Raw genomic sequence first — 20,928 nt, 5'->3', positions numbered from 1 at the left:
TGAGCAGCAGCAGGCGGCGAACCTTGAGCAGGCGGCTCGCGCGATGTCCTGGGATTCAGCGAAGTTCCGCTGATCGCCCGAGGTTGAAGGTCTACCTTTCACATCTTCCGACTGGGCGCAAACATGATTGCAGCCCAGCATTATTCGCCATGAGGGGATTGTTCGATGTCTGAGATGTATGCGTACGACGAGGGTGGCGCTGAGACGGCTGGTGATGATCTGGCGTCGATCGTGGCGGCGTTGGAGGCGAACCTGGAGCAGTTGCAGGGGTATGTGGCGTCGGTGGAGTCGCAGTGGAACGCCGATGAGCAGGTGCTCTACCGCGGTGTGCAGACGAAGTGGAACAACGCGGCGGCGTCGGTGAGCGAGATCTTGGGGCAGATGAAGACCGCGCTCGGCACGAACACTGAGCAGGTTCGTGACATGCGGTCGCAGGTGCGCTCCGCGCTGTCGCGCAACTGACTGTCCTCACGAGCTCGGCATAGTCCTGAAGGTCGCGCCGTGTGTGTGCGCGGGCGCGTCCCTGTTGTTGTCTATCGAAGGATCACGTAGCTGATGTCCTCCGTTCTCACCCTCACCAAGCGGCTGTCGGTAGCGGCGCTGAGCAGTATCGCGATCGCTGGTGCTGTCGTCGCGCCCGCAAATGCCGCACCGACCACCGCTGGGTGCGCCGCGAAGTCCCAACCGACCATCACTCTCGGCAAAGCCAATGGTGTTCGCGTCGAAGTACCCGCCGCGGCCGGCTGGCGCAACGACCCCACCCCAAACAAGACCCCTTTCGCCGTCGGCCAGATCGCAAGCGCTGACAACCAGGACGGATTCAACGTCCGGATCGGCTACCCCAAGGACCCCGACAAAATTCGAACCTCGGCGGACTTGGCCAACACTTTCGCATCGCCCGACGAAGGCGCTTCGAAGGCCCTGGGGCGCAGGACCATTGCTGGCCCTTGCGGTCTGCCGACCGTGTCGGTGAGGCACACGTTCGTTGACTCAACCAGTAAGCGCGTCGCCTACGCTGTGACCCGCTACACCCTCCTCCAGCACGGGAGCACCACCGTCGGGGTGATCGTGCAAGGTGCCTCCTACGACCAGCAGCGCCTCGCCGATGTCGAACGCACTTTGCTCGACGGCTACGGCATCCGCCTCCCCGCCTAATCCCTCTCGCCTTCCACACCACGCGTTCACTGCCTAGAGAGGCCTCTTTGCGATGAGTCTTGACATCACTCCTGGTGACGGCATCGTTGGGGAGTTGGAGCTGCTTGGTGATCTGATCGTTGGCGGGTTCCCGGAGGCGGTGTTCACGTTGCCGGGGGTCAGTGTTGATGAGGTGCTCGATCACGCCCGGCTGTATCTGGGGTTCGCGGAAGCTGCGCAGACTGCGCAGGCGAAGGTGCGGGCGTTGGAGCTGCCCGAGTTTGTGGGTGTGGAGGGCGAGTTCTTCCGCGGCAGAGTCCCCGGCGAGCTGGCGATGCAACTCGGCGCGGCGGTGGAGTCGTACTCCCGGGTCGGTTCGGGAATCAAGGAACTCGCCCGCGAACTCGACGCCTCCCAAACAGCGTTGAAACCCCTTGAAGCGCGGGCGCGGGCGGTGTTCGAGCACATGCAGAAGGTGTGGATCAAGGTCAACGTCCCCTTCACCGAATACTCGGGGCTCCGCTCGGAGTGGGATGAGCTCGTCCGCGCCGCCGGTGTGGTGCACGAGCGAGTGGCGGCGGCCGGGCAGCAGGCGGCCGCGCAGATCAACGCGGGCACCGAGGCGATGGTCCCCGTCAACGACTACTTCTCCACGCTGCCTGGTGGTGCGGTGGCGGGCGGCGCCCTGGCGCAGGGTGTGCGGTCGACCGCGACGCGTGCGGCCTCCGCTGCCGGTGGCGTGACCGGTGCTCCGGGGCGCGCCGCGAAGGCGACCGCTGACGGGCTGGGCGCTGTAGCCGGCGCGGCCGTCTCGGTTCCGCAGCAAATCACCACCCGCGGCCAGCAACTCGCGCCACAGGTGACCCCGGACGGAATCAAAGTCGGCGACCAGCTCCTCACCGATCCAACGAGCGAGCAGGCACAGAAACTGGTGCGGGACGGTCAGGCGACGAACATCCTCGGACTCGACCCCACCGGTATCCCGACGGCGATGATGATGCTCGCCTCACCGAACACACTGATCCGCGAGCAGCCGCGCAAGAAGGCCGCCGGGCGCAGATGGTCGAGCGAGGATTCGAAGGCGCAGTCGATCGCGCAGAGCGCTGTCGGTCAGGTGGTCTCGGTGCCGGGCAGGTTCGTCGGCGGCGCCGTCGACCGCTTCGGCAACACCATCGCCGGCAACGCCGCACTCATCGGTGTCGGTGGCGACCCGGTGCGTGCGTGGTCGGGGCTGCTCTCGAACGTCACCAGTCCCGTCGCAGGCGCCGGGCGCGCCGTAGCGTCGGCGACACCCGAACAGATCCTGGCCGACCCCATCGCCGCAGCCGGCTCAGCAGCGACCCACGCGCCCGCAGCGGTGCCCTTCGTCGGCTGGGCCTACGGAATCGTCGAAGCCCTCTCCAAACCTGGCGAACTCGCCCGCGAAGGCGCGAAGGAAACCCTCACTTCCGCCCTCGACACGCTGACCTTGAAGAACCTCGAAGCAGGCCAGCAGGTTGCCAACACCGGCGAAGTGCACGTCACCACCTCCGATGTGGATGTGCACGCCGACAACGGCGGATACGTCACCTTCACCCTCCCCGACCTCGAAGGCGGAGAACCCAAAGCCTGGTACATCCTCGCCACCCCCGACAGCCCCGGAAACTTCACCACAGATGTCCCCACCGCCCCCGGCGAAGAACTCATCGAACGTGCCGACGGCTCCGTCGTGTTGGTCAACAGCGGCACCGGACAGATCGTCCGGACTATCAAAACGCCTTGGGCGAAGGACGCGTTGGGACGGGACCAGCCGACCTGGTACAGCGTTGAGCGTCTCGATGACTCCGCGTCGACGATCACCCAGCACATCGCCCCCAACAAGGGGGCGCTGTATCCGTTGGTGGCGGATGCTCCCGGTGATCAGAAGACGACGACGAATCCTGACGGCTCGGTCGCAACGTCAACTGAGATTGAGGGTGGCTCTGTCGATACGACGGTGAAGAACGCTGACGGGACTACCTCGTCGATGCGGAGCGTGCCCGACGGCAACGGTGGGGTGACTACATTCACGGCGAATCCTGACGGTAGTCATTCGGTGCATTACCCTGACGGGTCGCGGGTGGAGGAGCCTGCGGCGGGGGCGAGTACACCCGCTCAGAGTTATGCTCCTGATCCGACGTATTCGAATCCGCAGTATCGTCAGGAGCCCGCGCAGCAGGCTCCTGCTCAGCAAGCCCCAGTGCAGCAGCCTGCGGCTCCTTCCGCACCTGCCGTTGCTCCTGCCGAGTCGTCGGTCGGTGCGGTAGACACGGCGGGCCGCGACGACGGTGATTCATGGACCCAAGGCTTGCCGGGTGGCGAGTCCGCGCAGCACACCATCGTCCCCGGCACGGGCGGTCAGACTGTTGACTCTGTGGTCACCCGCCCTGATGGTTCGTCGACGAAGGTCCGTTCGGTCAAAGATGGGCAAGGCGGATGGAAGATCTGGTCCGACAACAGTGACGGCACCGCATCGTATGCAGAACGCCAGGGCGTCCTCGGCGACGTTTACACCGCCCGGTACGGCGAGTCCCCGGTGTACGGCAGCGCACCTATCGTCACGTCCAACGCGGCTCCCGACAACTCCAAAGGGCAGATCGTCGGGCAAAATCCGAACGGGACCACGTCGGTGGGCAACTTCGGGGTCCGCGACGACGGACGCGTCGGGCTGTCGGTGCGAAACCCCGACAACACAGTCTCGTCCATCGTCACTGGAACAGGTCCCGATGGCCGTCCCCACGATGACATCACCGCGTTTAACGACGGTAAGACTGAGACCAGTCACGAGGTAAACCCGTTCACAGGTGAGCGGACCGAGACCACCACCGTGCTCGACACGGGCGTGAAGGTTATCGCCGTTCTAGATCGCGATAACAACCTCATCTCCCGAGTCCAAGGCGTTGGTGGTCAGCTTGAAGGCGTGATGAACACCCCCGACGGGCAGGTGGAGATTCAGGTCCGCCCCGACGGGGTGTACGGTCGGAGCGCGAACGGGGAGTTCGTCAAGTTCCGTGAAGACGGGGAACTGCCCGATACCCGCTCCTTCGGGCAGAAAGCGAACGACCAGGCAGGAAAGTTCGGGTCCGCCGTCGGGGGAAGCGTGTGGGATTCCCTCAAGAGCGTCCCGCAGACCGTTGCCCACCCGGGCGAGGCAGCTTCCGGGCTCTGGGAGACAGCGAAGGGACTGGTCGGACAGGAAAAGGCTGACCGCACCGTCATCCACAACTGGACCACCTTCCTGACGGGGACCAACGCCAACGAGTGGACCGAGGACGGGGTTGCCACCTCCCTCGGACACGCGGTTGTCGGTGTCGGCTCATGGTTCATCCCGGGCCCCGGCTGGGTCGCCAAGGTCACCCGCGCAGGGCACCTCGGCTCCACAGCAGCGCACGCCCTCGAGCACGTCGACAACGCCCGCTCCACCGCGAGCACCGCAACCCGCGCCGCCGCCATGGGAGCGGTCAGCCGCGCCCTACCAAACCTCACAGAACGCTTCCAAGGATTCAACGCCGCCCGCGCCGCCGACATCGGCGTCGACGCCCCCGAGGCGGCACCCGCCGCAGGAAAACCCACGCAACGCGCCGAAGCTCCCGCACCCTCCGCGGCCGTCCCACGAGCGGAAGCCCCCGCCAGTCCAACGCCCGCACCTCGCGTCGAGGCACCCGCAACAACCGCCCCACGAGCCGAGACACCCAACAACACCCCAGGAACACCGCCCCGCATTGCGGACACACAGAACCCGTCCGTCGACACACCCCGCATCGACACCCCCGACGCACCCACCACCCCGAAGCCCGACACCCCCGCAGTCGGATCGAACTACAAACCCTTCAGCACAACCCCAGCCATCGACAAAGCCACCGCAGCCGCAGAGCACGCCGCCGGCGCTGCCGAACGAGCTGACACCCCCACCCCAGGACCAGACAAACAAGCCCCCCGCGGCACACCGGCGGCACCCGATGCCGATCCGACACCGAACGTTGATACGCCAATCTCCGTCGGCGATGGGTCACCGCTACGACACGGCGACACCGCGCCAGGCACATCTCGTCTTGACCCACCGACCAGCGCCGACAGCCCGAGCGGGAACATCGACCTTCGGGCCGTCCCCGCAAGCGAAGTAGTGAGCGACGGCAGCCACATCAATCCAGACGGATCGTTGAAACCAAACACCGTCTACCAAGCTGGTGAACACGGCTACAGGTACCGCACCGACGAAAACGGTCATATTGTCCAGTTCGACGCCGAGAACCTACAACTCAAGACCCACACAGGGAGACTCAATCACGACCCGAACACACCTGGTAAACTCCCCGGAGACCACGCAGGACACCTCGGCGCAGACAGGTTCGGCGGATCAGAGAAACTCGACAACATAGTCTCGCAATTTTCAAAGATCAACCTATCGTCTTATAAGATTCTTGAAAATGAGTGGTCCAGGGCGATTCAAGCAGGGAAGGATGTGTCCGTGAAGGTCGATATTACTAATGACGCAACCGGACGGCCGACGCGATTCGAAATCGAGTACACAATTGACGGCGAGCTGTTTACCCCGAGGCCACTAACGCAATGACCGAAACATACGACGAAGTTCTTGCGGATGTGCAGTCAGAGATTATCTCCGTCGCGCTGGAATACTCCGGATTTGACGTCGATGACGTCTATGTATACCTCTCGACCGAACGGCTCTGGCATACAGATATATTTTATCGACAAGATGGAAAGATCGTGTCGCGCGCAGAGCTGCGTGGTGCCGATACATCCGTTGATCGCCAGCGCCCACTGATGAAGTATGTCCGATCACAACTCGAACGCTTGGTTGCCGCCGCTACTGAATTTGGGCAACCCGCACCAACGGAAGTGCGCCTCCACTTTATCGTGCCGAACAAGAGGCTGGAATCTGCTTTCAGTTACACTCCCCGCGAATTGTCTGACGACGAATCGGAGCACGACTTGGTCGACCTTTGGAAGTCCTCGGAGCGGGACAAATAGCTGCTATACCGATCCGGGGTTGGGTTTCAGGAGATAGTGATCCGTCAGAAGGCTGACTCGTACGCTCCGCTGATCAGATGACGACATCTTAATGGCGGCTCACGGAGCGAGTGTCCGCGCGACATCGAGATCGGCGACGCGAATCATAGGTGACTGCGACGGGTCCCTGCAATAGTTGCTCGATTTCGGCTCGACAACTTCTGCGGATCTTCGAAGGTTCTGTCGTATTAATGACAATTTTCGTCGTGAATTTGCCAAATAGACTACGACGAGTGGTTTGACAAGGAATTCGGCAATTGGGTGGCAAAGGACGCCGTCTTGTCGCGCAGCAGGAGGCGCAGGGCGCGCTAGCAGCTGCAGCGGTCGGCACGATTACTGCTGATGCGGTTGCGGTAGTCATCAGAACCTCTCGAACCGCGCCGACGTCGATGAATGAGTACTACCTTGAAAAGGATGGCGGCGAACTGGATTCGGTCCGGCGACCCCGTGAGTTCGACGTGCGGCTCTTGAGCAACCTGCGCACCGCGATGTATCAGGAGGGGCTTGGGACCTGGTTCTCAGCGGTGTTTCGTGTGGATCGCGACGGCCAGGTCGATGCGACGTTCAACTACGACGACGAACCCGAGTGGGACGCCCCGATTGATCCGATCGCGTACCTAACGGACCAAGAGGTGTTCCCGCGTAGTGTCGAGAATCAGCCACCGTGGCTTCAGGAGAAGATTGCGGAGGGCATGAAGCGGCGGCGCGAGCTCGGGGTCCAGTAGCGCCGACAACGAGGCGGCCGGTTCGATCCGTAGCACTGCCGGAGGGCTGGCTCTCCGAATCTACGATTAATGGGTCGCCTGAATTCGTTCGCCGAACCGAGCGACGTGTGACGAGGGTCTGGCGAATGACGCAGCGCTGTATGGGTGGGGGCCGGCGAGTACCCGGAATGGATTGTGGACCATACCGACGGTCTGTTGCGTCAGTTGAAGTCTTCGTTCGGTGTTTCCGAGTGGGAGCTGACGGGCGGTCAGCGGTGGGCGGGATCGCCCAGTGCCCTCGCGAACATTGTGCGCAAGCATCCAGTTCGTGAGCTCGTCGGTGGGTCTGAGGAGGCTGGTGATGTCGTGCCGGGCGAAGGTTACTCGTTCGTGGTGTCCGGCGCAGGCTCGCGTGTAGCCCTGAGGTTGTGGATAGCTGCCGGTCACCCTGCTGTCGGTAGCCGACTGCCGAGGCGGCGTCTCAACATCGAGCTCCGGGAAGCACAGATCGGTGCGGTCAGCGCAGCGGATGGTGACGCCATGTGTAGTGCCGTTGCCCGAGCGTGGGCTCCGGCGACGCTCGCTCTGACGGATAGCGCCGTTCGCAGCCTCGCGCACCGCGGCAACTGGAGAATCGGAGTCGGATACCGCACGTGGATCAGCTCAGAAGTTGGTGCGGTCAGCACGATCTCGGCTGGGCTCACCACTTCGGATGTGGCGGGCGGCACAATGATCTCGGCGCCGGACGAATGGCCAGCGGAGGATGTGGTCGCGGCGATGATGGAGACGCTGAATTCGAACGAGCTCGACGAGGTGCCGCACTGAAACCGATAGGTCAGATCTGACTGCGGGGCACCGGTTCCGGATCGTTGAGGCGGTCTCTTGGATCATCGCCGGCCTGCCCGCTGAGCCCTATCGGTCGTCTCTGGCACCGGGCATCGCCGACCGGTGGTATGGCTCGTACACGTCTCCGCGCGGCAGCGTTGATCCGCCGCGCGGGGACGGACTCAGGAGCTGACGCCGAGGCGGTTGAGGAGGTCGGCGTCGATGCCGTCCAGCTCGCGGGCGATGGCCTGGTGTGCCGGGCGGCGGCGCGCGGGCGGCATCGACTCGGACGCGGTGATGGCGGTGCCCAGGTCGTCGAGGCGCTGCGCCACGGCGGCGGTGAAGGACTTGGTCTCCGCATCGGGGTGCGTGGCCGCCAGCTGATCCAGCGAGCGACGGGCCGCGGCGACGCGGGCCGAGAGGCCGCCGCCGTAGCCGGCGAACGCCGCGACCTCGTCGACGGGCACGCCGAGGCGCGAGGCCTTGGCCGCATCGAGCTGGTTCCGGCCGACCTGCGCCGCGCGGTAGGCGATCGGCACCACGACGGGCGCGAGCAGGCGCGCGGTCGAGACGTAGCGCTTGAGCCGCGCCTCCGAGAGGAGCTTGCCGTCGACGGCCGCGCGGGCCTGGGTCTCGGCGATCTTCAGGTTGGCCGTATCGGCCTTGCCCTGCGCCTTCGCCACGATCTTCGAGCGCTGCAGGTCGGCCTTCAGCGCCTTGCGCTCGCTCTTCGACGCGTTCTTCACGACGCGCTTGGCGTCGCGGTCCGCGTTCTTGGCGGCGAGCTTCGCCTCGAGGCGCGCCTTGGACTTGAGCGCCTTGGCCTGCGCGCGGCGCTCCGCGCGGGAGGACTTCGTCTTCTTGCCGAACAAACCCATCAGTGCACGTCCTTGTAGGTCAGTACTGCCGTCCGGTACAGCATTGCACAGCGCGGCTCCGCGGGTTGTCGGTGCCGCCCGCCATACTGCTAAGCAGTGGACATCGACCAGGGCACCAAGACGACTCCGGTGAGCGCGCGCTCGCTCACCGGTTGTCGGCACCGTCTGGCGCTCGAGGCCCGCGCCCCGCAGGGCGAGCCCGACCCGGGCATGGCGTTGCGAGTCGAGGCGGCCGCTGTCTTCCGCGCGTCCGTCCGCGACCGGCTGCCCGGGCTCACCGTCATCGAGCCGGGGGAGGGGGCGGTGCGCCGCACCCTCGCCGCGATGGAGGCCGGCGCCGATCGGATCTGGAACGCCGTGCTGCCCACCGCGCACGACCGCCGCGGCCACAGCGAGCTCCTCGTCCGCCTCGCCGACGGCTACATCCCCGTCATCGTCGTCAACCACAAGACCTGCGACCCCGGTGCCGGCGCGGTGACGTCGCCGCTGGACCGCTGGGAGCCCCGCGAGGACGGGACGGTCCGCTCCCGCCAGCACCGCGGCGATCAGATGCGCCTCGCGCACCTCACCCGGATGCTGCAGGACGCGGGCTTCGCGTCCGGGACGCTGCTCGGCGGGAGCATCGGGGTCGACGGTGCGCGCATCGTCGTCCAGGAGGTCGGGCCGCTCCTCTCCGCCTACGACGAGCGGTTCGCGGACCGTCGGGCCGTGCTGGCCGGCACCGTGGAGACCGAGCCCGTGCGGGTGGCCGAGTGCCGACGGTGCCCCTGGTGGCCGCAGTGCGCGCAGACCCTGACGCTCGCGCGGGACGTGAGCCTGGTGGCCGACGGGCGGTCGGCGCCCGGGCTGCGCGAGGCGGGCATCGGCACCGTCGACCAGCTGGCCGAGTACGCGGGGCCCCAGCCCGAGGACGTGCCCGTGCCCATCGCCGACCTGCGGGCCATGGCCCGCGCGTGGCGGGACGGGCAGGTGCTCGTGCGGCGGCAGCCCGAGGTGAAGGTGCGCCGGGCCGACGTCGAGGTCGACGTCGATATGGAGAGCTACCAGGAGTACGGCGCCTACCTGTGGGGCACGTGGCTGCGGCGCGACGGCGTCGACCTCGGCTACCGGCCGTTCGTCACCTGGGACCCCGTGCCCACGCGCGACGAGGCCCGCTCGTTCGCCGAGTTCTGGGCCTTCCTCATGGACCGTCGCGCGGAGGCGCACGCCGCGGGCAAGACCTTCGCCGCGTACTGCTACTCGCAGAACGCCGAGAACAAGTGGCTGCTGGCCTCCGCGGACCGGTTCGCGGGCGAGCCGGGCGTGCCCGTGCGGCGGGCCGTCGAGGAGTTCATCGCCTCGCCCGAGTGGGTCGACATGTTCGACGTCGTCGGCGACGCCTTCCTCTCCCTCGAGGGTCGCGGCCTGAAGAAGGTGGCGCCCGTCGCCGGATTCCACTGGCGCGACGCGGAGGCCGGCGGCGAGGCGTCGATGCTCTGGTACCGCGTGGGCGTCGGGATCGACGCCGGTTTCGCCGACGAGGCCCGGGCCGTCCAGCGGCAGCGGATCCTCGACTACAACGAGGACGACGTGAAGGCCACCGCGGCGCTGCGCGCGTTCATGTCGAGCGAGAAGGTGCTCGCGCTGCCGGTGGTGGGCGGCTAGGGCCTGCCGGCCATGAACTTCTGCATGTCGGCGAGGACGCGCTCCGCGGCGACGGTGGAGGCGTTGAGGAACCAGGGGTCGACATCGACCTCGAAGGCGCGCCCGCGCTCGACGACCGGCAGCTTCTTCCACAGCGCCGCCTCCGTCATGTCGCGCGAGGCCTTCGGGAACGAGTAGAACAGCCAGTCGGCGTCGAGCATCCCCACCTCCTCCGGCGACAGCGCGCGGCTCGCGACGTCGGAGAAGCGTTGGGCTGCAGGGCGGGTCAGGCCGGCGTCCGTGCCGACGATGCTCGCCAGGGCTAGTGTCCCGAAGTAGAGGTACTGATCGCCCCGCGCCCGGACCAGCGAGACGGTCGCGGCGTCGCCGCGCGACTGCGCCCACGCGCGGGCGCGGCCCTCGTAGTCGGCGAGCAGCTTCTCGCCGGCTTGCTGTCGCTTCAGCGCCTCGGCGACGGTCGTCAGATCGGTCTTGAACGCCTCCGAGCCGCCGGCGGTGAGCACGGTGGGGGCCATCTTCGCCAGCTGCTCGTTGAGGGACTTGTCGGCCCGCTTGTTCGACAGGATCAGGTCGGGCTTGAGTGCGGCGATCTTCTCCGGGTCCGGGGTCATCCGCTCGCCGACGATCCGGATCGCGTCGAGGTCGTACTTGTCGCCGAAGGCGTCGCGGATGAACTGGGGGATCCCGCTGCTGTTGCTCGCCTCCGGGGCGACCACCGCGAGGCCGACCGGCACCGTCCCCAGCGCGAGGCAGTGATCCAGGTGCCCGGTGGAGAGCGCCACGACGCGCTTCGGGCCGTCGTCGCTCTTGTTCGCGGACGCGCTGTCGGTGCCGCACGCGGACAGCGCGGCCGCGGCGCCCAAGCCGCCGGCGCCGAGGAGCAGCGATCGTCGGCTGAGGGGTCGGCACATCGGGGAGCGAGGACTCGAGGAGGTCATTGCTTTAGGTTAGGCTAAGGATAGTTGGCGCGCTGCGGGCGCCCTCGGAGCAGCGAGGGATCTTCGGGTTCCGCTCGGCGCGGGCGGTTACGCCTGGGCCTGGCGCAGGTGCGCGCGGCGCAGGGCGTCGGCGAAGCTGCCGCTGCCCAGAAGCGCGATGCCGCCGAGGATGGCGATCATCGCGGGGGAGAGCTGCCGCGCCGTTTCTGCCGCGACCGGCGCCACGCGTTGCGCCGACGTGTACGCCGCCGCGAACACGGTGCTGTTGCCGCTGCTGCCGGAGCTCTGCTCCGCCGGCGTGCGGTCGGAGTTCGACGGTGCCGTGGCCGCGGGCTTCGAGGCGGCGGGCTTCGGAGCGGGCGCGGGGGCCGGGAGCGCAGGGCCGGCCGCGGCGACCGGCGGGACGATCACGGGCGCCACGACGACGGGGACTGCGGGGGCGACGGGTGCTACCGCCGCGGGACGTGCCGCCGGAACGCTGGGGTTCGACGACACGGCGCCGCCATCGCTGCCATCGTTGACCGACGACGTCGATTCGGGGAGCGGATTGCCGGTGCGGACGCCGCTGCCGCTGGAGATCGGGGCGCCGCCCGAGCCCGTCGAATTGGTGGAGCCGGTCGTCGAACTCGATGACGATGCGGTATCGGAGCCGCCCGAGCTGGAGATGGCCGGCGGCGTCGCGGTGCCCGTCGAGCCGTTGCCCGAACCGCCACCGCCGAAGATCCCGCCGATGATGCCGATCAGCCCGCCGCCATGGCCATGGCCATGACCGTTGCCACTGCCGTTCGTTGTGCCGGTCCCGGTGGTCGTCCCGGACTCGTTGCCGGATCCGGTGCTCGTCCCGCCGGTGCCGGTGCCGGATCCGGTGCTTGTCCCGCCGGTGCTGGAACCGCTGCTGATGCCCGCGCCAGGCTTGTTGCTCTCACTGCCCTTGTCGTCATCGGAGCTGCCCGAACTGCTGCTGCTCGACGAATCGGAGTCGGTGCTCTGCGACGTGGACGTGTCCGAACCGGCGCTGGAATCGGACGTGTCGGGGTCCGCCCAGGCGGGCGCGGAGGCGATGGCTCCGATGGCCAAAGCGGTGATGCCGATGGCGCGAAGTCGACGCGGGAGATGAGTCGGACGCGACACAACACACCCCTTCCGCTCTTCGTGTACAGGCGTAGGTAAGAATACAGTATCCGCCCATGCGGACGATAGTCGATCACGAAGCGGTCGTGTCTTATGATGAAGTGCGCTATAGTGTGATCGAGGCTTGTGGACTCGCAACATAATGTGTTCCGTGGGTCACAGGTCGTGCCGGTGATAGAGAGGGATGGCACAAGTGGATACAGGTAATAAGTACGACAGCGATGCTCTGGTGGGCCAGGGCCTGTTCGCGAGTCGGCTCGAGGAGCTGTTCCGCACGGTGCCCGGCCCGAACGGCCGCGCATTCACCGCGAAGGCGATCGCCCAGCGCTCGACCGCCCTGGGCTTCCGCCTGGGCGAGTCGTACCTGAGCCAGCTGCGTTCCGGTAAGGCGAAGTCGCCGTCCTTCCGCACCGTCGAGGGCATTTCGGCCGCGTTCGGCGTGGATGTGCATTACTTCCTCGAGGACGAGGCCGCCCAGCGCACGCGTGACCAGATCCACCTCATGCGCCTGCAGGCCGACACCAAGGTGCAGATGGCCGCGTTCCGCCTGGCAGGGCTCTCGCCCGACTCGGTGAACATGGTCAACGAGCTCATCAAGGTGTTGCGAGTGCAGCAGGGCTTGCCCGCCGACCCGCCCGAGCTTCCCGTAGACTCGCGCGAAAATGAGGGGCTCTAGCCTCACCGGCTGACACGCCGCAGCCCGTCCGGGCGCCGTGAGTGTGCCTCCGGCGTGCGACGTCCCTCTACGACCGTGTGGAGGTGGGCTGTGCGTTCCGTCAAAGCGCTGCGCCGCCTGTGTGAGAACGAGGTGCGCAGCCTCGACCTGGATCTGCCCTTCGACGCGGTCCAGCTGTGCGAGAAGTACGGCAAGCGGCGCGGCCGCGACATCCTCGTGATCTCGCAGCCGCTGCCGGTCGGCATGCCGAACGGGCTGTGGCTCGTGGGCGATGACGCCGACTACTTCTTCTATCAGGCGAACACCTCGCGTACGCACCGCGACCAAATCATCATCCACGAGTTCGGCCACCTCATCGCAGGCCACCAGAACGCCGGTCCAACAGCGGCCGCACCGCAGACCGCGGCGATGTCCTCCCCGGAGGCCGACGCCGCCCTGCACCGCACCTGTTACGACGACGAGCACGAGTGGGAGGCCGAGATGATCGCCTCCATCATCCTCGGCTGGGCATCCGAGGCCGGCGCGCTCGCGGGCCGTACCGCCAAACACGACAGCCTGCGCGGGATCCAGCGCGCCCTGGGAGGTCATTCCCGGTGGTTGTGAAGCTCGTGAACGTACTCGGCGTCGCGTTCTTCACCCTGGTGTTGTGCTGGCGCATCGACCGGCTCTACCGCGCGAAGGCTGGGATCCAGGCTGTCGCGGTGACTGTCGCCATCGCCGCGCTCACGCTGGCCGTTCTCCTCCTCGGATCGCCGCTCGCGCCGGCCATCGACGGTGCGCTCTGGCGGGGTGCCTCACGTCTCGGCGGCTACGCGTCGCTGGCACTGGGCGTCGCGGCGCTCGCCGTCGCCTTCTTCTACGGACCTACCGAATCCGCACGGCAACGTCGTGCGGGGATGGAGGCCGTCCCGCTCATCGCCGCAGTCGTAGGCCTGTCCGTCGCCATGAACGTGATGCCGCCCTCGTTGCGCGACGCCAGCCTCGACACGCTCACCGTCCAGGAACTGGGCTTCGCCGTCTTCTTCGTCATCGCCGGCGGCTATTTGATGTACGGGCTCGCGGACTGCGTGCTCTCGCTGACCCGGCTGATGCCCTTCGCCGACGGCTACCTCACGACGTCGCTGCGGCTCATGTCCGCGGGCCTCGCGATCACCGCGGTGGGCTCGCTCGCGCAGGTCGCGTTCGTGCTGACCAGCGCGGGTCACGTGGCCTCCTGGCCGGCGCTGCTGAGCCTGTCGCAGGCCTGTACCGCGGGCGGCATCCTGCTGTTCGTCGTGGGCCTGAGCTATCCGGGCGTGCGCGGTTTCGTCGTGCAGATGCAGTACCGCAGGAAACACCGGCGCGACCACAAGCGGCTCGAGCCGCTATGGACCCTGCTCACCACCGCCGTCCCCGAGGTCGTGCTCGATGCAGGCAAGGCCCATCGCGAACCGCATCTGCGGTTCCAGCGCCGCGTCGTCGAGATCCGTGACGTGCTGGTGCAGCTCAGCCCCTACTTACCGGACGACTTCGGCGACGGGGTGCCCGAGGAGAACGTGCACAACCTGCTCGTGGCGATCGACCTGCGCAACGAAGCCGGGGCCGCCCCGGCACCGTCGTCGATGGTGCTGCCGCCCGACGGTCCCTCCATCGACGACGACGCCGCCCCGCTCCTCGTCCTGTCGGACGCGGTCGGGGCGACGCCGGCGGAGGAACTGCAGATCTAGCGCGGGGCCATCCGGATGGCTGCGATCCCGCGGCCATGCGGGTGGCCGAGCAGGTCTAGCGCGGGGCCATCCGAATGGCCCCATCCATGCGCACTGTCTCGCCGTTCAGGTAGTCGTGCTGCGAGAGGAAGTACGCGAGATCGGCGTACTCGGACGGCTCGCCCAGACGCTGCGGGAACGGGACGCCCGCCTCGAGGGTCTGCTTGAACTCCGGGGTCACGCCCGCGAGCATCGGGGTGTTGATGATGCCCGGCGCAATGGTGTTCACACGGATGCCGAACTGCGCCAGGTCGCGCGCGGCCGTGATAGTCATGGCGTGCACGCCGCCCTTGGACGCGGTGTAGGCGATCTGGCCGATCTGGCCCTCGAAGGCCGCGACGGAGGCGGTGTTGACGATGAGGCCGCGGGAGCCCTGCTCGTCGACTGCCTCCTGCTTGCTCATCTGGTCGGCGGCCAGGCGCATCACGTTGAACGTGCCGACCAGGTTGATGTTGATGACCGTCTGGAACAGCTCCAGCGCGTGCGGGCCGTTCTTCGACAGGATGCGGCCCGCCCAGCCGACGCCCGCGCAGTTGACGGCCACGCGCAGCGGGCCCGCCTTGACGGCCTCGGCGATCGCGGCGAGGACCTCGTCCTCCTTGGTCACGTCGGTCGCGACGAGGTGCACGTTCTCGACCGGGGCCGCCTTGTCGATCGACGGCTGCAGGTCGAGGCCGAAGACGGTGGCGCCGGCATCGGCGAAGCGCTTCGCGGTGGCGGCGCCGAGGCCGGATGCGCCACCGGTGACGATGACGGAGGAGCCGGAGACATCCATGGCTGGTTCCCTTCTGTAGTGGAGCGCACTCGCCGGTGGGCGGCGCGACCCACCTCACATTAGTGAAGGGCGGTTGATCCGGGGCCGGGGGTGCTCGCCTCCGCCGTGACCTCCGGGTTCGACGGTGCGGCCGTGGCGGCGCGGTGCGCCCGCCGTACGACGAGCCCGCCGCCGATCATCGTGACGGCGACGATCAGCCCGGTCACGATCCGGCTGGTTCCGTCGAGCTCCGGCCAGGCGTCGGCCAGGAGCCAGGCGCCGAAGCCGAAGAACAGGATCGTCGCGCCGATCGCGATGGCCCGTTCCGGCAGCCTCGAGCCGAGCAGGGCGCCGACCGCGATGGCGAGGGCGTCGGCCGCGACCATGCCGAGCGTCGAGCCGACCCACACGCCGAACCAGTTGTGCTGCGTCGTCAGGGTGATGGTGGCGAGCATCGTCTTGTCGCCGAGCTCGGCGAGGAAGAACGCGGACGCCACAGCGAGGAAGACGGAGCGAGTGACCCGGTCCGCGGTGCCGCTCTCGTCGTCGGAGAGGGTGTCTCCCCGCCAGGTCCAGAACGCGAAGACCAGCATCGAGATGCCTGCGACGGCGGTGATGAGCTGGGTGGGGATCGCGGAGCCGAGCGCGAAGCCGATGCCGACCGAGGCGATGTGTGTCAGCGCCGTAGCGGCGGTGATGCCCAGCAACACGACCCACCACTTGAAGCGGGCGGCGAAGGTCATCGCCATGAGCTGGGACTTGTCGCCGAGCTCGGCCACGAAGACCACGGCGAAACTGATGAGCAACGCGTTGAGCACGGTGCATACCTCCTGCGAAGACCTGTGCCACACGGATCCGACCGTCGGACCGCGCAAGTGGCACAAAGGTCTCGCCCACCGGAGGCTTTCCGGTTCGCGCGGCCGGGCTCTCGCCAGTGTGTCGACCGCGCGATTGGGGGCTACTCCCCTTCGTGCGGATCCCAGATTAGTCGCGGTGGATCGAAATGGCAAGTAGCGCAGGAGTTTTAGAGACCTGAAGCGATATTTCACGAGCCCGTCGGGAGGGATTCGGCTACCCGGATCCCACGGTGCTGGGTACCCGGCGCAGCGCGGCGTGGTCAGTCGCGGACGGCGAGGAGCTGCGCCATGGGAAAGCGGTAGTCCTTGTCGCGGTAGATGATCCGCCATTTCTCCGAGAAGCTCGCGTCTGCGAGAACGCGGGCGAACTCATCCGGGTGCCAGCGCCAGGCGGGCGCGACGGCGTGGTCGAAGGCCAGCGGTGGGCCCGGCTCGTCGGCAGCCTGGAAGGCGACGAGGACGGGAGTGCCCGCGGGGACGCGTCGCGACCAGGCGCACACCGCCCCGCGGACCGCGGCCGGTTCCACGTGGATCAGGCTGAATCGGGCGAGGATCGCGGCGATCGGGCCGTCGGGCAGGGCGGCGAGGGAGGCGTCACCGTCGACGAGCGGCAGCTCCGGGTGCAAGCGGCGCGCGTGCGCGAGCATGCTGGGGCTGGGGTCGAGGCCGATCACGTCGAGGCCGCGTCCGGCCAGATCGGCGGCGACGTGGCCCAGTCCGCAGCCGACGTCCACCGTCCGGCCCGGGCGACCCGCGGCGGCCTCCGCGAACGCCGCCGCGGCGTGCCGCTCGATCGGGTATTGATACGGGTCCGGGAACATCTCGGCGTACGTGTCGGCGAGGGCGTCGTATCCCGGCTGTGTCATGCGCCCACAGTGTCAGGAGGCACCGACACTACGGGGATCAGGGCCCGGTGGGGGTGCCGCCGACGTCGGTGATCTGCCAGTTCCGCTTCTTGTCGAGCGTGACGTTGTAGACGGTCACCACGTCCCGGCCCTGCGGTGCCTGCACGTTGGTGGCGTGCACGGCGACGAAGCACTTGGCCTTCCATACGTCGTCACCGACGTGCCGGATCTCGGCGCCGCTCAGGCTCGCGGTGGACACCCACTCGAGCGGTTGCAGCAGTTCGCGCATGGCGTCGTACGTGCCCGCGAGCTTCGCCGCCAGCTCGGGGGTCGTGCCCCGGACGAGACGCGCGCGCCACGGCCCGAGATCGCGGTAGTCGAAGGTCGCTGTGCCGACGGCGTACTGCTCGCACGCGATGCGGCGGGCGGTCGCCTCGTCGCCGGGGACGGGCGCGGCGTGGACGACGGCCGGCGCGAGGACGGCGACGGCGGCCGCGGAGGTGAGGGCAGCGGTGACACGCGAGAGCATGAGATACCTTTCGGGTACGTGGGTTGCGGACTCACGCTAACGAATGGTTCGCACTGCGCAGCACCCGCAACGACGAAACCCCGCCTGCGCGATGCGCTGGACGGGGTCTCGAGGCTGAGGAAGAAGGACTCAGGCGGTGGCGGCGGCGTAGCGCGCGGCGACGTCGTCCCAGTTCACGACGTTCCACCAGGCCTTGACGTAGTCGGCCTTGACGTTCTTGTACTGGAGGTAGAAGGCGTGCTCCCACATGTCGAGCTGCAGCAGGGGCGTGAGGCCGATGGAGATGTTGCCCTGCTGGTCCGTGAGCTGCTGGATCACGAGGCGCTGGCCGACGTGGTCGAAGGCCAGGATCGACCAGCCGGAGCCCTGCAGCGTCATCGCGACGGCGTTGAAGTGGGCCTGGAACTTGTCGAAGCTCCCGAACTGCTCGTCGATCGCGGCCGCGAGGTCGCCGACCGGCTTATCGCCACCGTTGGGTGACATGTTCTTCCAGAAGATCGAGTGGTTGGTGTGGCCACCCAGGTGGAAGGCGAGGTTCTTGCTCAGCAGCGGCGCCTTGGTCGCGATCGAGCCGTCCTCGCGGGCCTCCGCGAGCTGCTCGAGGGCCTGGTTGGCGCCCGCGACGTAAGCGGCGTGGTGCTTGCTGTGGTGCAGCTCCATGATCTCGGCCGAGATGTAGGGCTCGAGAGCGCTGTAGTCGTAGTCGAGTTCCGGCAGAGTGTAGACGGCCACGTCTTTCCCTTCGATTGCGGAAGCGATCGCTTCCTGTTTCGTCCTGCGTACTCTTCCAGCCTTTCTTATCTGGAATGGTTCCGCAATAAGGACGGCCGAAAGCGCATGAAGTGCAGTTGAGGTTCGAGCGGCGGCTCGGCGGGGGCGAACGGGGCGTTCGCGTCGGGTATCAACCCAGAGCGACGATGAGCACCAGCGCGAGCGCGAGCACGGCCACTGTCAGCAGTGTTCGGGTCAGCGAGCGCGAGAAGTACACGGTGCAGGAGCTGCGCGATGCGGCATCGGGACCGGCGGAGAGGGAGTGGGAGTGCTTGACCGTCATCGCGCCGCCTTCCGGTGTTGCATCTGTGAAGCTCGTCACAGATGTGGTCCGGAACACTGTAGCGGACCTTCAGGGCTGTAGGAAATCGAGACCGGAGGGCGCGGGGATTCGTTTCCTGTGGACGACCGGGCCGACAATGTCCGATGTTTGTTGTTCATTCGAGCAAATGTGACCTACTAGACCGATGGATTGATTTACGGCGTCCACCTGGGACGGCGCGACGGCATCCGATAGAAACTCGGCCGGTTTCTATCGCAAACGCTTGGAATCCCGGGTCCGACGCGAGAACATGGAGGACATGACCGGAACCAGCTTCGGGGCGCGCACCCAGCGCCTCGGCGGTGCTCGGGTCGGCCGCATGCGCACCCTCGTCAGCGGCCGCCAGACCCGCGCCGACATCGTCGTGTCGATGGCACTGCTCGTCGCCTCCTTCACGGCGACGATCCTCAACCTGGCGCTCGCTGTGCGCGCCATGCCCTCGATCCGCGAGTGTGCGGCCATGGCCTGCACCTACACGGGCACCTTCGACGTGCTCGCCATCGCTTTCCTCACCTCGCTGCTACTCGGCACCACCTTCGGCGCCCACGCGGTGCTCAACCTGCTCAACCGGCGGATCGCCTGGGGATACGCCCTGCTCGACGCTCTCGTCTCCTTCGGCTGCCTGTTCGGCGGCCTCGCCTTCGCCTCCACCTTCTGACCCGCGAGACCTCGCGCGTCCGGGCCGGCCCGACGCGGCCGGGCGCGACGTTCGCGCCCGGCGCTAACCTGGGAGCCATGACCACGACCGCGCCGTCGCCGGCAGCGCGCCTGCGGGCGGCCGCATGGCCGATCGCCGCGGCGGCCGGCACCGGCGCCGTCGTCCTGGCGCTGCACCTGCGCGATCCGCACGTCCAGAACAGCTGGGGCGTGTGCCCCCTCTATGCGGTGACCGGCGTGTACTGCCCCGGCTGTGGAGGGCTGCGCGCGGTCAACGACGTCACCAACGGCGACTTCCTCGGCGCCCTCGGCTCGAACGCCCTGATCTATCCGGCGGGTGCGGTGTTGGCGTGGCTGTGGCTCGCCTGGCTCGGGCGGCGGCTCGGCTTCTCCGTGCCGGCGGTGCCACAGAACAAGTACCTGTGGATCACCGTCGGTCTGCTGGTCGTGGTGTGGACCGTCGTGCGGAACTTCCCTGGATCTCCACTGGCGCCCTGACCTGCGGCGACGGCGGAGTGTCGGATTCGCCCGCTACCGTCGGGTCCATGAGTCCACTCGTGACCGATCTGCAGGACGCGGCCAAGGCTGCCAGTCACCGCGTGCGCGCCGCGCTCGGGCAAGCCGGCGGGGTCGTCCCCGTCGTGCGCCTCGAAGGCCCCATCGCGGCGCCCGCCATGTCGGGTGGGCTCGGCCGCGGAACCCTCAACCTGGCGGGCGCCGAGTCGGTGCTGCGTCGCGCCTTCGAGACCGATGACGCCGTCGCCGTCGCGCTCGTCCTCAACAGCCCCGGCGGTTCCCCGGCGCAGTCCGAGCTCATCGCCGCCCGGATCCGGCAGCTCGCCGCGAAGCACGAGCTGCCCGTGCTCGCCTTCTGCGAGGACGTCGCCGCGTCGGGTGGGTACTGGCTGGCCTGCGCCGCCGACGAGATCTTCGTGACCACCACCTCCATCGTCGGGTCCATCGGCGTGATCTCCGCGAGCTTCGGCGCGAAGGAGCTGATCGGGAAGATCGGCCTCGAGCGCCGTGTCTTCACCGAGGGCGACGCCAAGCACCGGCTCGACATGTTCGAGGACGTGCGCGAGGGCGACGTCGAGTGGCTGCACGGCCTCCAGGGCGACATCCACGGCGCCTTCCGCGAGTGGGTCACCAGCCGCCGCGGCGAGCGCCTCGGCGACGACCCCGCCCTGTTCACCGGCGAGGTGTGGATCGGCCGCAAGGCCGTCGACCTGGGCCTCGCCGACGGCGTCGGTACCCTGCGCGGCGTCCTGGAGGAGCGCTTCCCCGACGCCGAGATCGAGGCCATGCACACCCCGAAGCCGCTGTTCGCCCGCCTGCTCGGCGGCACCGCGATCGACGGTGCCGGTCTCGCCTCCTCCGTCACGGCCGGCGTGCTCGACGGTGCGATCGCCGGCCTGCAGCGCCGTGGCCTGTGGGCGAATTTCGGGGCTTGACATGCTCGATCCACAGGA

22 protein-coding genes are annotated in these 20,928 nt (G+C 67.6%); 13 read left to right on the top strand and 9 right to left on the bottom strand.

Annotation, left to right across the window (positions count from 1 at the left end; genetic code table 11):
- Positions 1-165 precede the first annotated feature (165 nt).
- From HNP44_RS16405 to HNP44_RS16380, 6 genes are all read left to right on the top strand, one after another.
- Positions 166-462 carry a WXG100 family type VII secretion target gene (locus HNP44_RS16405; RefSeq protein WP_107504231.1) on the top strand — a complete coding sequence of 99 codons (297 nt, stop codon included), beginning with the start codon at positions 166-168 and terminating at the stop codon, positions 460-462.
- Positions 463-555: 93 nt separating this feature from the next.
- Positions 556-1,155 carry a hypothetical protein gene (locus HNP44_RS16400; protein ID WP_259142109.1) on the top strand — a complete coding sequence of 200 codons (600 nt, stop codon included), beginning with the start codon at positions 556-558 and terminating at the stop codon, positions 1,153-1,155.
- A 52-nt stretch (positions 1,156-1,207) separates the two neighbouring features.
- Positions 1,208-5,725 (top strand): DNA/RNA non-specific endonuclease, encoded by a 4,518-nt coding sequence (locus tag HNP44_RS16395; RefSeq protein WP_259142108.1) that lies wholly within the window; start codon positions 1,208-1,210, stop codon positions 5,723-5,725.
- Complete coding sequence (locus tag HNP44_RS16390; RefSeq protein ID WP_259142107.1) at positions 5,722-6,144, top strand: hypothetical protein; 423 nt, start codon at positions 5,722-5,724, stop codon at positions 6,142-6,144. Before HNP44_RS16395 ends, HNP44_RS16390 begins: the two co-directional genes overlap by 4 nt.
- 296 nt (positions 6,145-6,440) lie before the next feature.
- On the top strand, positions 6,441-6,908 hold the full coding sequence (locus tag HNP44_RS16385) for a hypothetical protein (RefSeq protein WP_259142106.1): 468 nt from the start codon (positions 6,441-6,443) through the stop codon (positions 6,906-6,908).
- A 174-nt stretch (positions 6,909-7,082) separates the two neighbouring features.
- The gene (locus tag HNP44_RS16380; protein ID WP_259142105.1) at positions 7,083-7,712 is read left to right on the top strand and encodes a hypothetical protein; all 630 of its coding nucleotides are present in this window, start codon (positions 7,083-7,085) and stop codon (positions 7,710-7,712) included.
- Between the two features lie 182 nt (positions 7,713-7,894).
- Here HNP44_RS16380 and HNP44_RS16375 read toward each other — a convergent pair whose 3' ends face one another.
- Positions 7,895-8,590 (bottom strand): DUF6474 family protein, encoded by a 696-nt coding sequence (locus tag HNP44_RS16375; RefSeq protein ID WP_259142104.1) that lies wholly within the window; start codon positions 8,588-8,590, stop codon positions 7,895-7,897.
- A 96-nt stretch (positions 8,591-8,686) separates the two neighbouring features.
- Between HNP44_RS16375 and HNP44_RS16370 the strand changes: the two genes are divergently transcribed.
- The gene (locus HNP44_RS16370) at positions 8,687-10,234 is read left to right on the top strand and encodes a TM0106 family RecB-like putative nuclease (RefSeq protein WP_259142103.1); all 1,548 of its coding nucleotides are present in this window, start codon (positions 8,687-8,689) and stop codon (positions 10,232-10,234) included.
- On the opposite strand, the gene HNP44_RS16365 is transcribed toward HNP44_RS16370, so the two are convergent.
- Both HNP44_RS16365 and HNP44_RS16360 read right to left on the bottom strand, forming a co-directional pair.
- Positions 10,231-11,172: an ABC transporter substrate-binding protein gene (locus HNP44_RS16365; RefSeq protein ID WP_259142102.1), complete on the bottom strand. Its 942-nt coding sequence runs from the start codon at positions 11,170-11,172 to the stop codon at positions 10,231-10,233. The genes HNP44_RS16370 and HNP44_RS16365 overlap by 4 nt on opposite strands.
- Positions 11,173-11,259: 87 nt before the next feature.
- The gene (locus HNP44_RS16360; RefSeq protein WP_259142101.1) at positions 11,260-12,303 is read right to left on the bottom strand and encodes a hypothetical protein; all 1,044 of its coding nucleotides are present in this window, start codon (positions 12,301-12,303) and stop codon (positions 11,260-11,262) included.
- 184 nt (positions 12,304-12,487) lie between these two features.
- Here HNP44_RS16360 and HNP44_RS16355 point away from each other — a divergent pair, with 184 nt between their 5' ends.
- The 3 genes from HNP44_RS16355 (at position 12,488) to HNP44_RS16345 (ending at position 14,685) form a co-directional block, all read left to right on the top strand.
- Complete coding sequence (locus HNP44_RS16355; RefSeq protein WP_068523327.1) at positions 12,488-12,979, top strand: helix-turn-helix transcriptional regulator; 492 nt, start codon at positions 12,488-12,490, stop codon at positions 12,977-12,979.
- A gap of 90 nt (positions 12,980-13,069) precedes the next feature.
- On the top strand, positions 13,070-13,582 hold the full coding sequence (locus tag HNP44_RS16350) for a hypothetical protein (RefSeq protein WP_259142100.1): 513 nt from the start codon (positions 13,070-13,072) through the stop codon (positions 13,580-13,582).
- Positions 13,573-14,685 carry an MAB_1171c family putative transporter gene (locus HNP44_RS16345; protein WP_259142099.1) on the top strand — a complete coding sequence of 371 codons (1,113 nt, stop codon included), beginning with the start codon at positions 13,573-13,575 and terminating at the stop codon, positions 14,683-14,685. The genes HNP44_RS16350 and HNP44_RS16345 overlap by 10 nt, the downstream gene beginning before the upstream one ends.
- Positions 14,686-14,740: 55 nt before the next feature.
- Here the strand turns inward: HNP44_RS16345 and HNP44_RS16340 are convergent, their stop codons facing one another.
- The 6 genes from HNP44_RS16340 to HNP44_RS16315 all read right to left on the bottom strand — a co-directional run bounded on the left by HNP44_RS16340 (position 14,741) and on the right by HNP44_RS16315 (position 18,763).
- Positions 14,741-15,499: an SDR family NAD(P)-dependent oxidoreductase gene (locus HNP44_RS16340; RefSeq protein WP_259142097.1), complete on the bottom strand. Its 759-nt coding sequence runs from the start codon at positions 15,497-15,499 to the stop codon at positions 14,741-14,743.
- Between the two features lie 59 nt (positions 15,500-15,558).
- Positions 15,559-16,296 carry a TMEM165/GDT1 family protein gene (locus HNP44_RS16335; RefSeq protein ID WP_259142095.1) on the bottom strand — a complete coding sequence of 246 codons (738 nt, stop codon included), beginning with the start codon at positions 16,294-16,296 and terminating at the stop codon, positions 15,559-15,561.
- 299 nt (positions 16,297-16,595) lie between these two features.
- Complete coding sequence (locus HNP44_RS16330; protein WP_259142094.1) at positions 16,596-17,201, bottom strand: class I SAM-dependent methyltransferase; 606 nt, start codon at positions 17,199-17,201, stop codon at positions 16,596-16,598.
- A 37-nt stretch (positions 17,202-17,238) separates the two neighbouring features.
- Positions 17,239-17,709 (bottom strand): hypothetical protein, encoded by a 471-nt coding sequence (locus HNP44_RS16325; protein WP_259142093.1) that lies wholly within the window; start codon positions 17,707-17,709, stop codon positions 17,239-17,241.
- A gap of 129 nt (positions 17,710-17,838) precedes the next feature.
- Complete coding sequence (locus tag HNP44_RS16320; RefSeq protein WP_259142092.1) at positions 17,839-18,441, bottom strand: superoxide dismutase; 603 nt, start codon at positions 18,439-18,441, stop codon at positions 17,839-17,841.
- A 169-nt stretch (positions 18,442-18,610) separates the two neighbouring features.
- Positions 18,611-18,763 (bottom strand): hypothetical protein, encoded by a 153-nt coding sequence (locus tag HNP44_RS16315; protein ID WP_259142091.1) that lies wholly within the window; start codon positions 18,761-18,763, stop codon positions 18,611-18,613.
- A gap of 298 nt (positions 18,764-19,061) precedes the next feature.
- Between HNP44_RS16315 and HNP44_RS16310 the strand changes: the two genes are divergently transcribed.
- The 3 genes from HNP44_RS16310 (at position 19,062) to HNP44_RS16300 (ending at position 20,910) form a co-directional block, all read left to right on the top strand.
- Positions 19,062-19,460: a hypothetical protein gene (locus tag HNP44_RS16310; RefSeq protein ID WP_259142090.1), complete on the top strand. Its 399-nt coding sequence runs from the start codon at positions 19,062-19,064 to the stop codon at positions 19,458-19,460.
- 77 nt (positions 19,461-19,537) lie between these two features.
- The gene (locus tag HNP44_RS16305; RefSeq protein ID WP_259142089.1) at positions 19,538-19,957 is read left to right on the top strand and encodes a DUF2752 domain-containing protein; all 420 of its coding nucleotides are present in this window, start codon (positions 19,538-19,540) and stop codon (positions 19,955-19,957) included.
- A gap of 47 nt (positions 19,958-20,004) precedes the next feature.
- Positions 20,005-20,910 carry a S49 family peptidase gene (locus tag HNP44_RS16300; protein WP_259142088.1) on the top strand — a complete coding sequence of 302 codons (906 nt, stop codon included), beginning with the start codon at positions 20,005-20,007 and terminating at the stop codon, positions 20,908-20,910.
- The last annotated feature ends 18 nt before the right edge of the window (positions 20,911-20,928 follow it).

The sequence above is a fragment of the Tsukamurella ocularis genome, assembly GCF_024807615.1.
In the GTDB taxonomy this organism is placed as follows: Bacteria; Actinomycetota; Actinomycetes; order Mycobacteriales; family Mycobacteriaceae; genus Tsukamurella; species Tsukamurella ocularis.
Note: the sequence above shows the minus strand (reverse complement) of the source record. Positions and strands in the feature narration are given on the sequence as shown.

What these genes read in the sequence shown, in the direction of transcription:
- HNP44_RS16395 (WP_259142108.1), top strand. Translation starts at nt 1,208, where the DNA reads ATGAGTCTTGACATCACTCCTGGTGACGGCATCGTTGGGGAGTTGGAG.
- HNP44_RS16315 (WP_259142091.1), bottom strand. Translation starts at nt 18,763, where the DNA reads ATGACGGTCAAGCACTCCCACTCCCTCTCCGCCGGTCCCGATGCCGCA.
- HNP44_RS16365 (WP_259142102.1), bottom strand. Translation starts at nt 11,172, where the DNA reads ATGACCTCCTCGAGTCCTCGCTCCCCGATGTGCCGACCCCTCAGCCGA.
- HNP44_RS16330 (WP_259142094.1), bottom strand. Translation starts at nt 17,201, where the DNA reads ATGACACAGCCGGGATACGACGCCCTCGCCGACACGTACGCCGAGATG.
- HNP44_RS16355 (WP_068523327.1), top strand. Translation starts at nt 12,488, where the DNA reads ATGGCACAAGTGGATACAGGTAATAAGTACGACAGCGATGCTCTGGTG.
- HNP44_RS16300 (WP_259142088.1), top strand. Translation starts at nt 20,005, where the DNA reads ATGAGTCCACTCGTGACCGATCTGCAGGACGCGGCCAAGGCTGCCAGT.
- HNP44_RS16390 (WP_259142107.1), top strand. Translation starts at nt 5,722, where the DNA reads ATGACCGAAACATACGACGAAGTTCTTGCGGATGTGCAGTCAGAGATT.
- HNP44_RS16340 (WP_259142097.1), bottom strand. Translation starts at nt 15,499, where the DNA reads ATGGATGTCTCCGGCTCCTCCGTCATCGTCACCGGTGGCGCATCCGGC.
- HNP44_RS16305 (WP_259142089.1), top strand. Translation starts at nt 19,538, where the DNA reads ATGACCACGACCGCGCCGTCGCCGGCAGCGCGCCTGCGGGCGGCCGCA.
- HNP44_RS16325 (WP_259142093.1), bottom strand. Translation starts at nt 17,709, where the DNA reads ATGCTCTCGCGTGTCACCGCTGCCCTCACCTCCGCGGCCGCCGTCGCC.
- HNP44_RS16405 (WP_107504231.1), top strand. Translation starts at nt 166, where the DNA reads ATGTCTGAGATGTATGCGTACGACGAGGGTGGCGCTGAGACGGCTGGT.
- HNP44_RS16310 (WP_259142090.1), top strand. Translation starts at nt 19,062, where the DNA reads ATGACCGGAACCAGCTTCGGGGCGCGCACCCAGCGCCTCGGCGGTGCT.
- HNP44_RS16375 (WP_259142104.1), bottom strand. Translation starts at nt 8,590, where the DNA reads ATGGGTTTGTTCGGCAAGAAGACGAAGTCCTCCCGCGCGGAGCGCCGC.
- HNP44_RS16400 (WP_259142109.1), top strand. Translation starts at nt 556, where the DNA reads ATGTCCTCCGTTCTCACCCTCACCAAGCGGCTGTCGGTAGCGGCGCTG.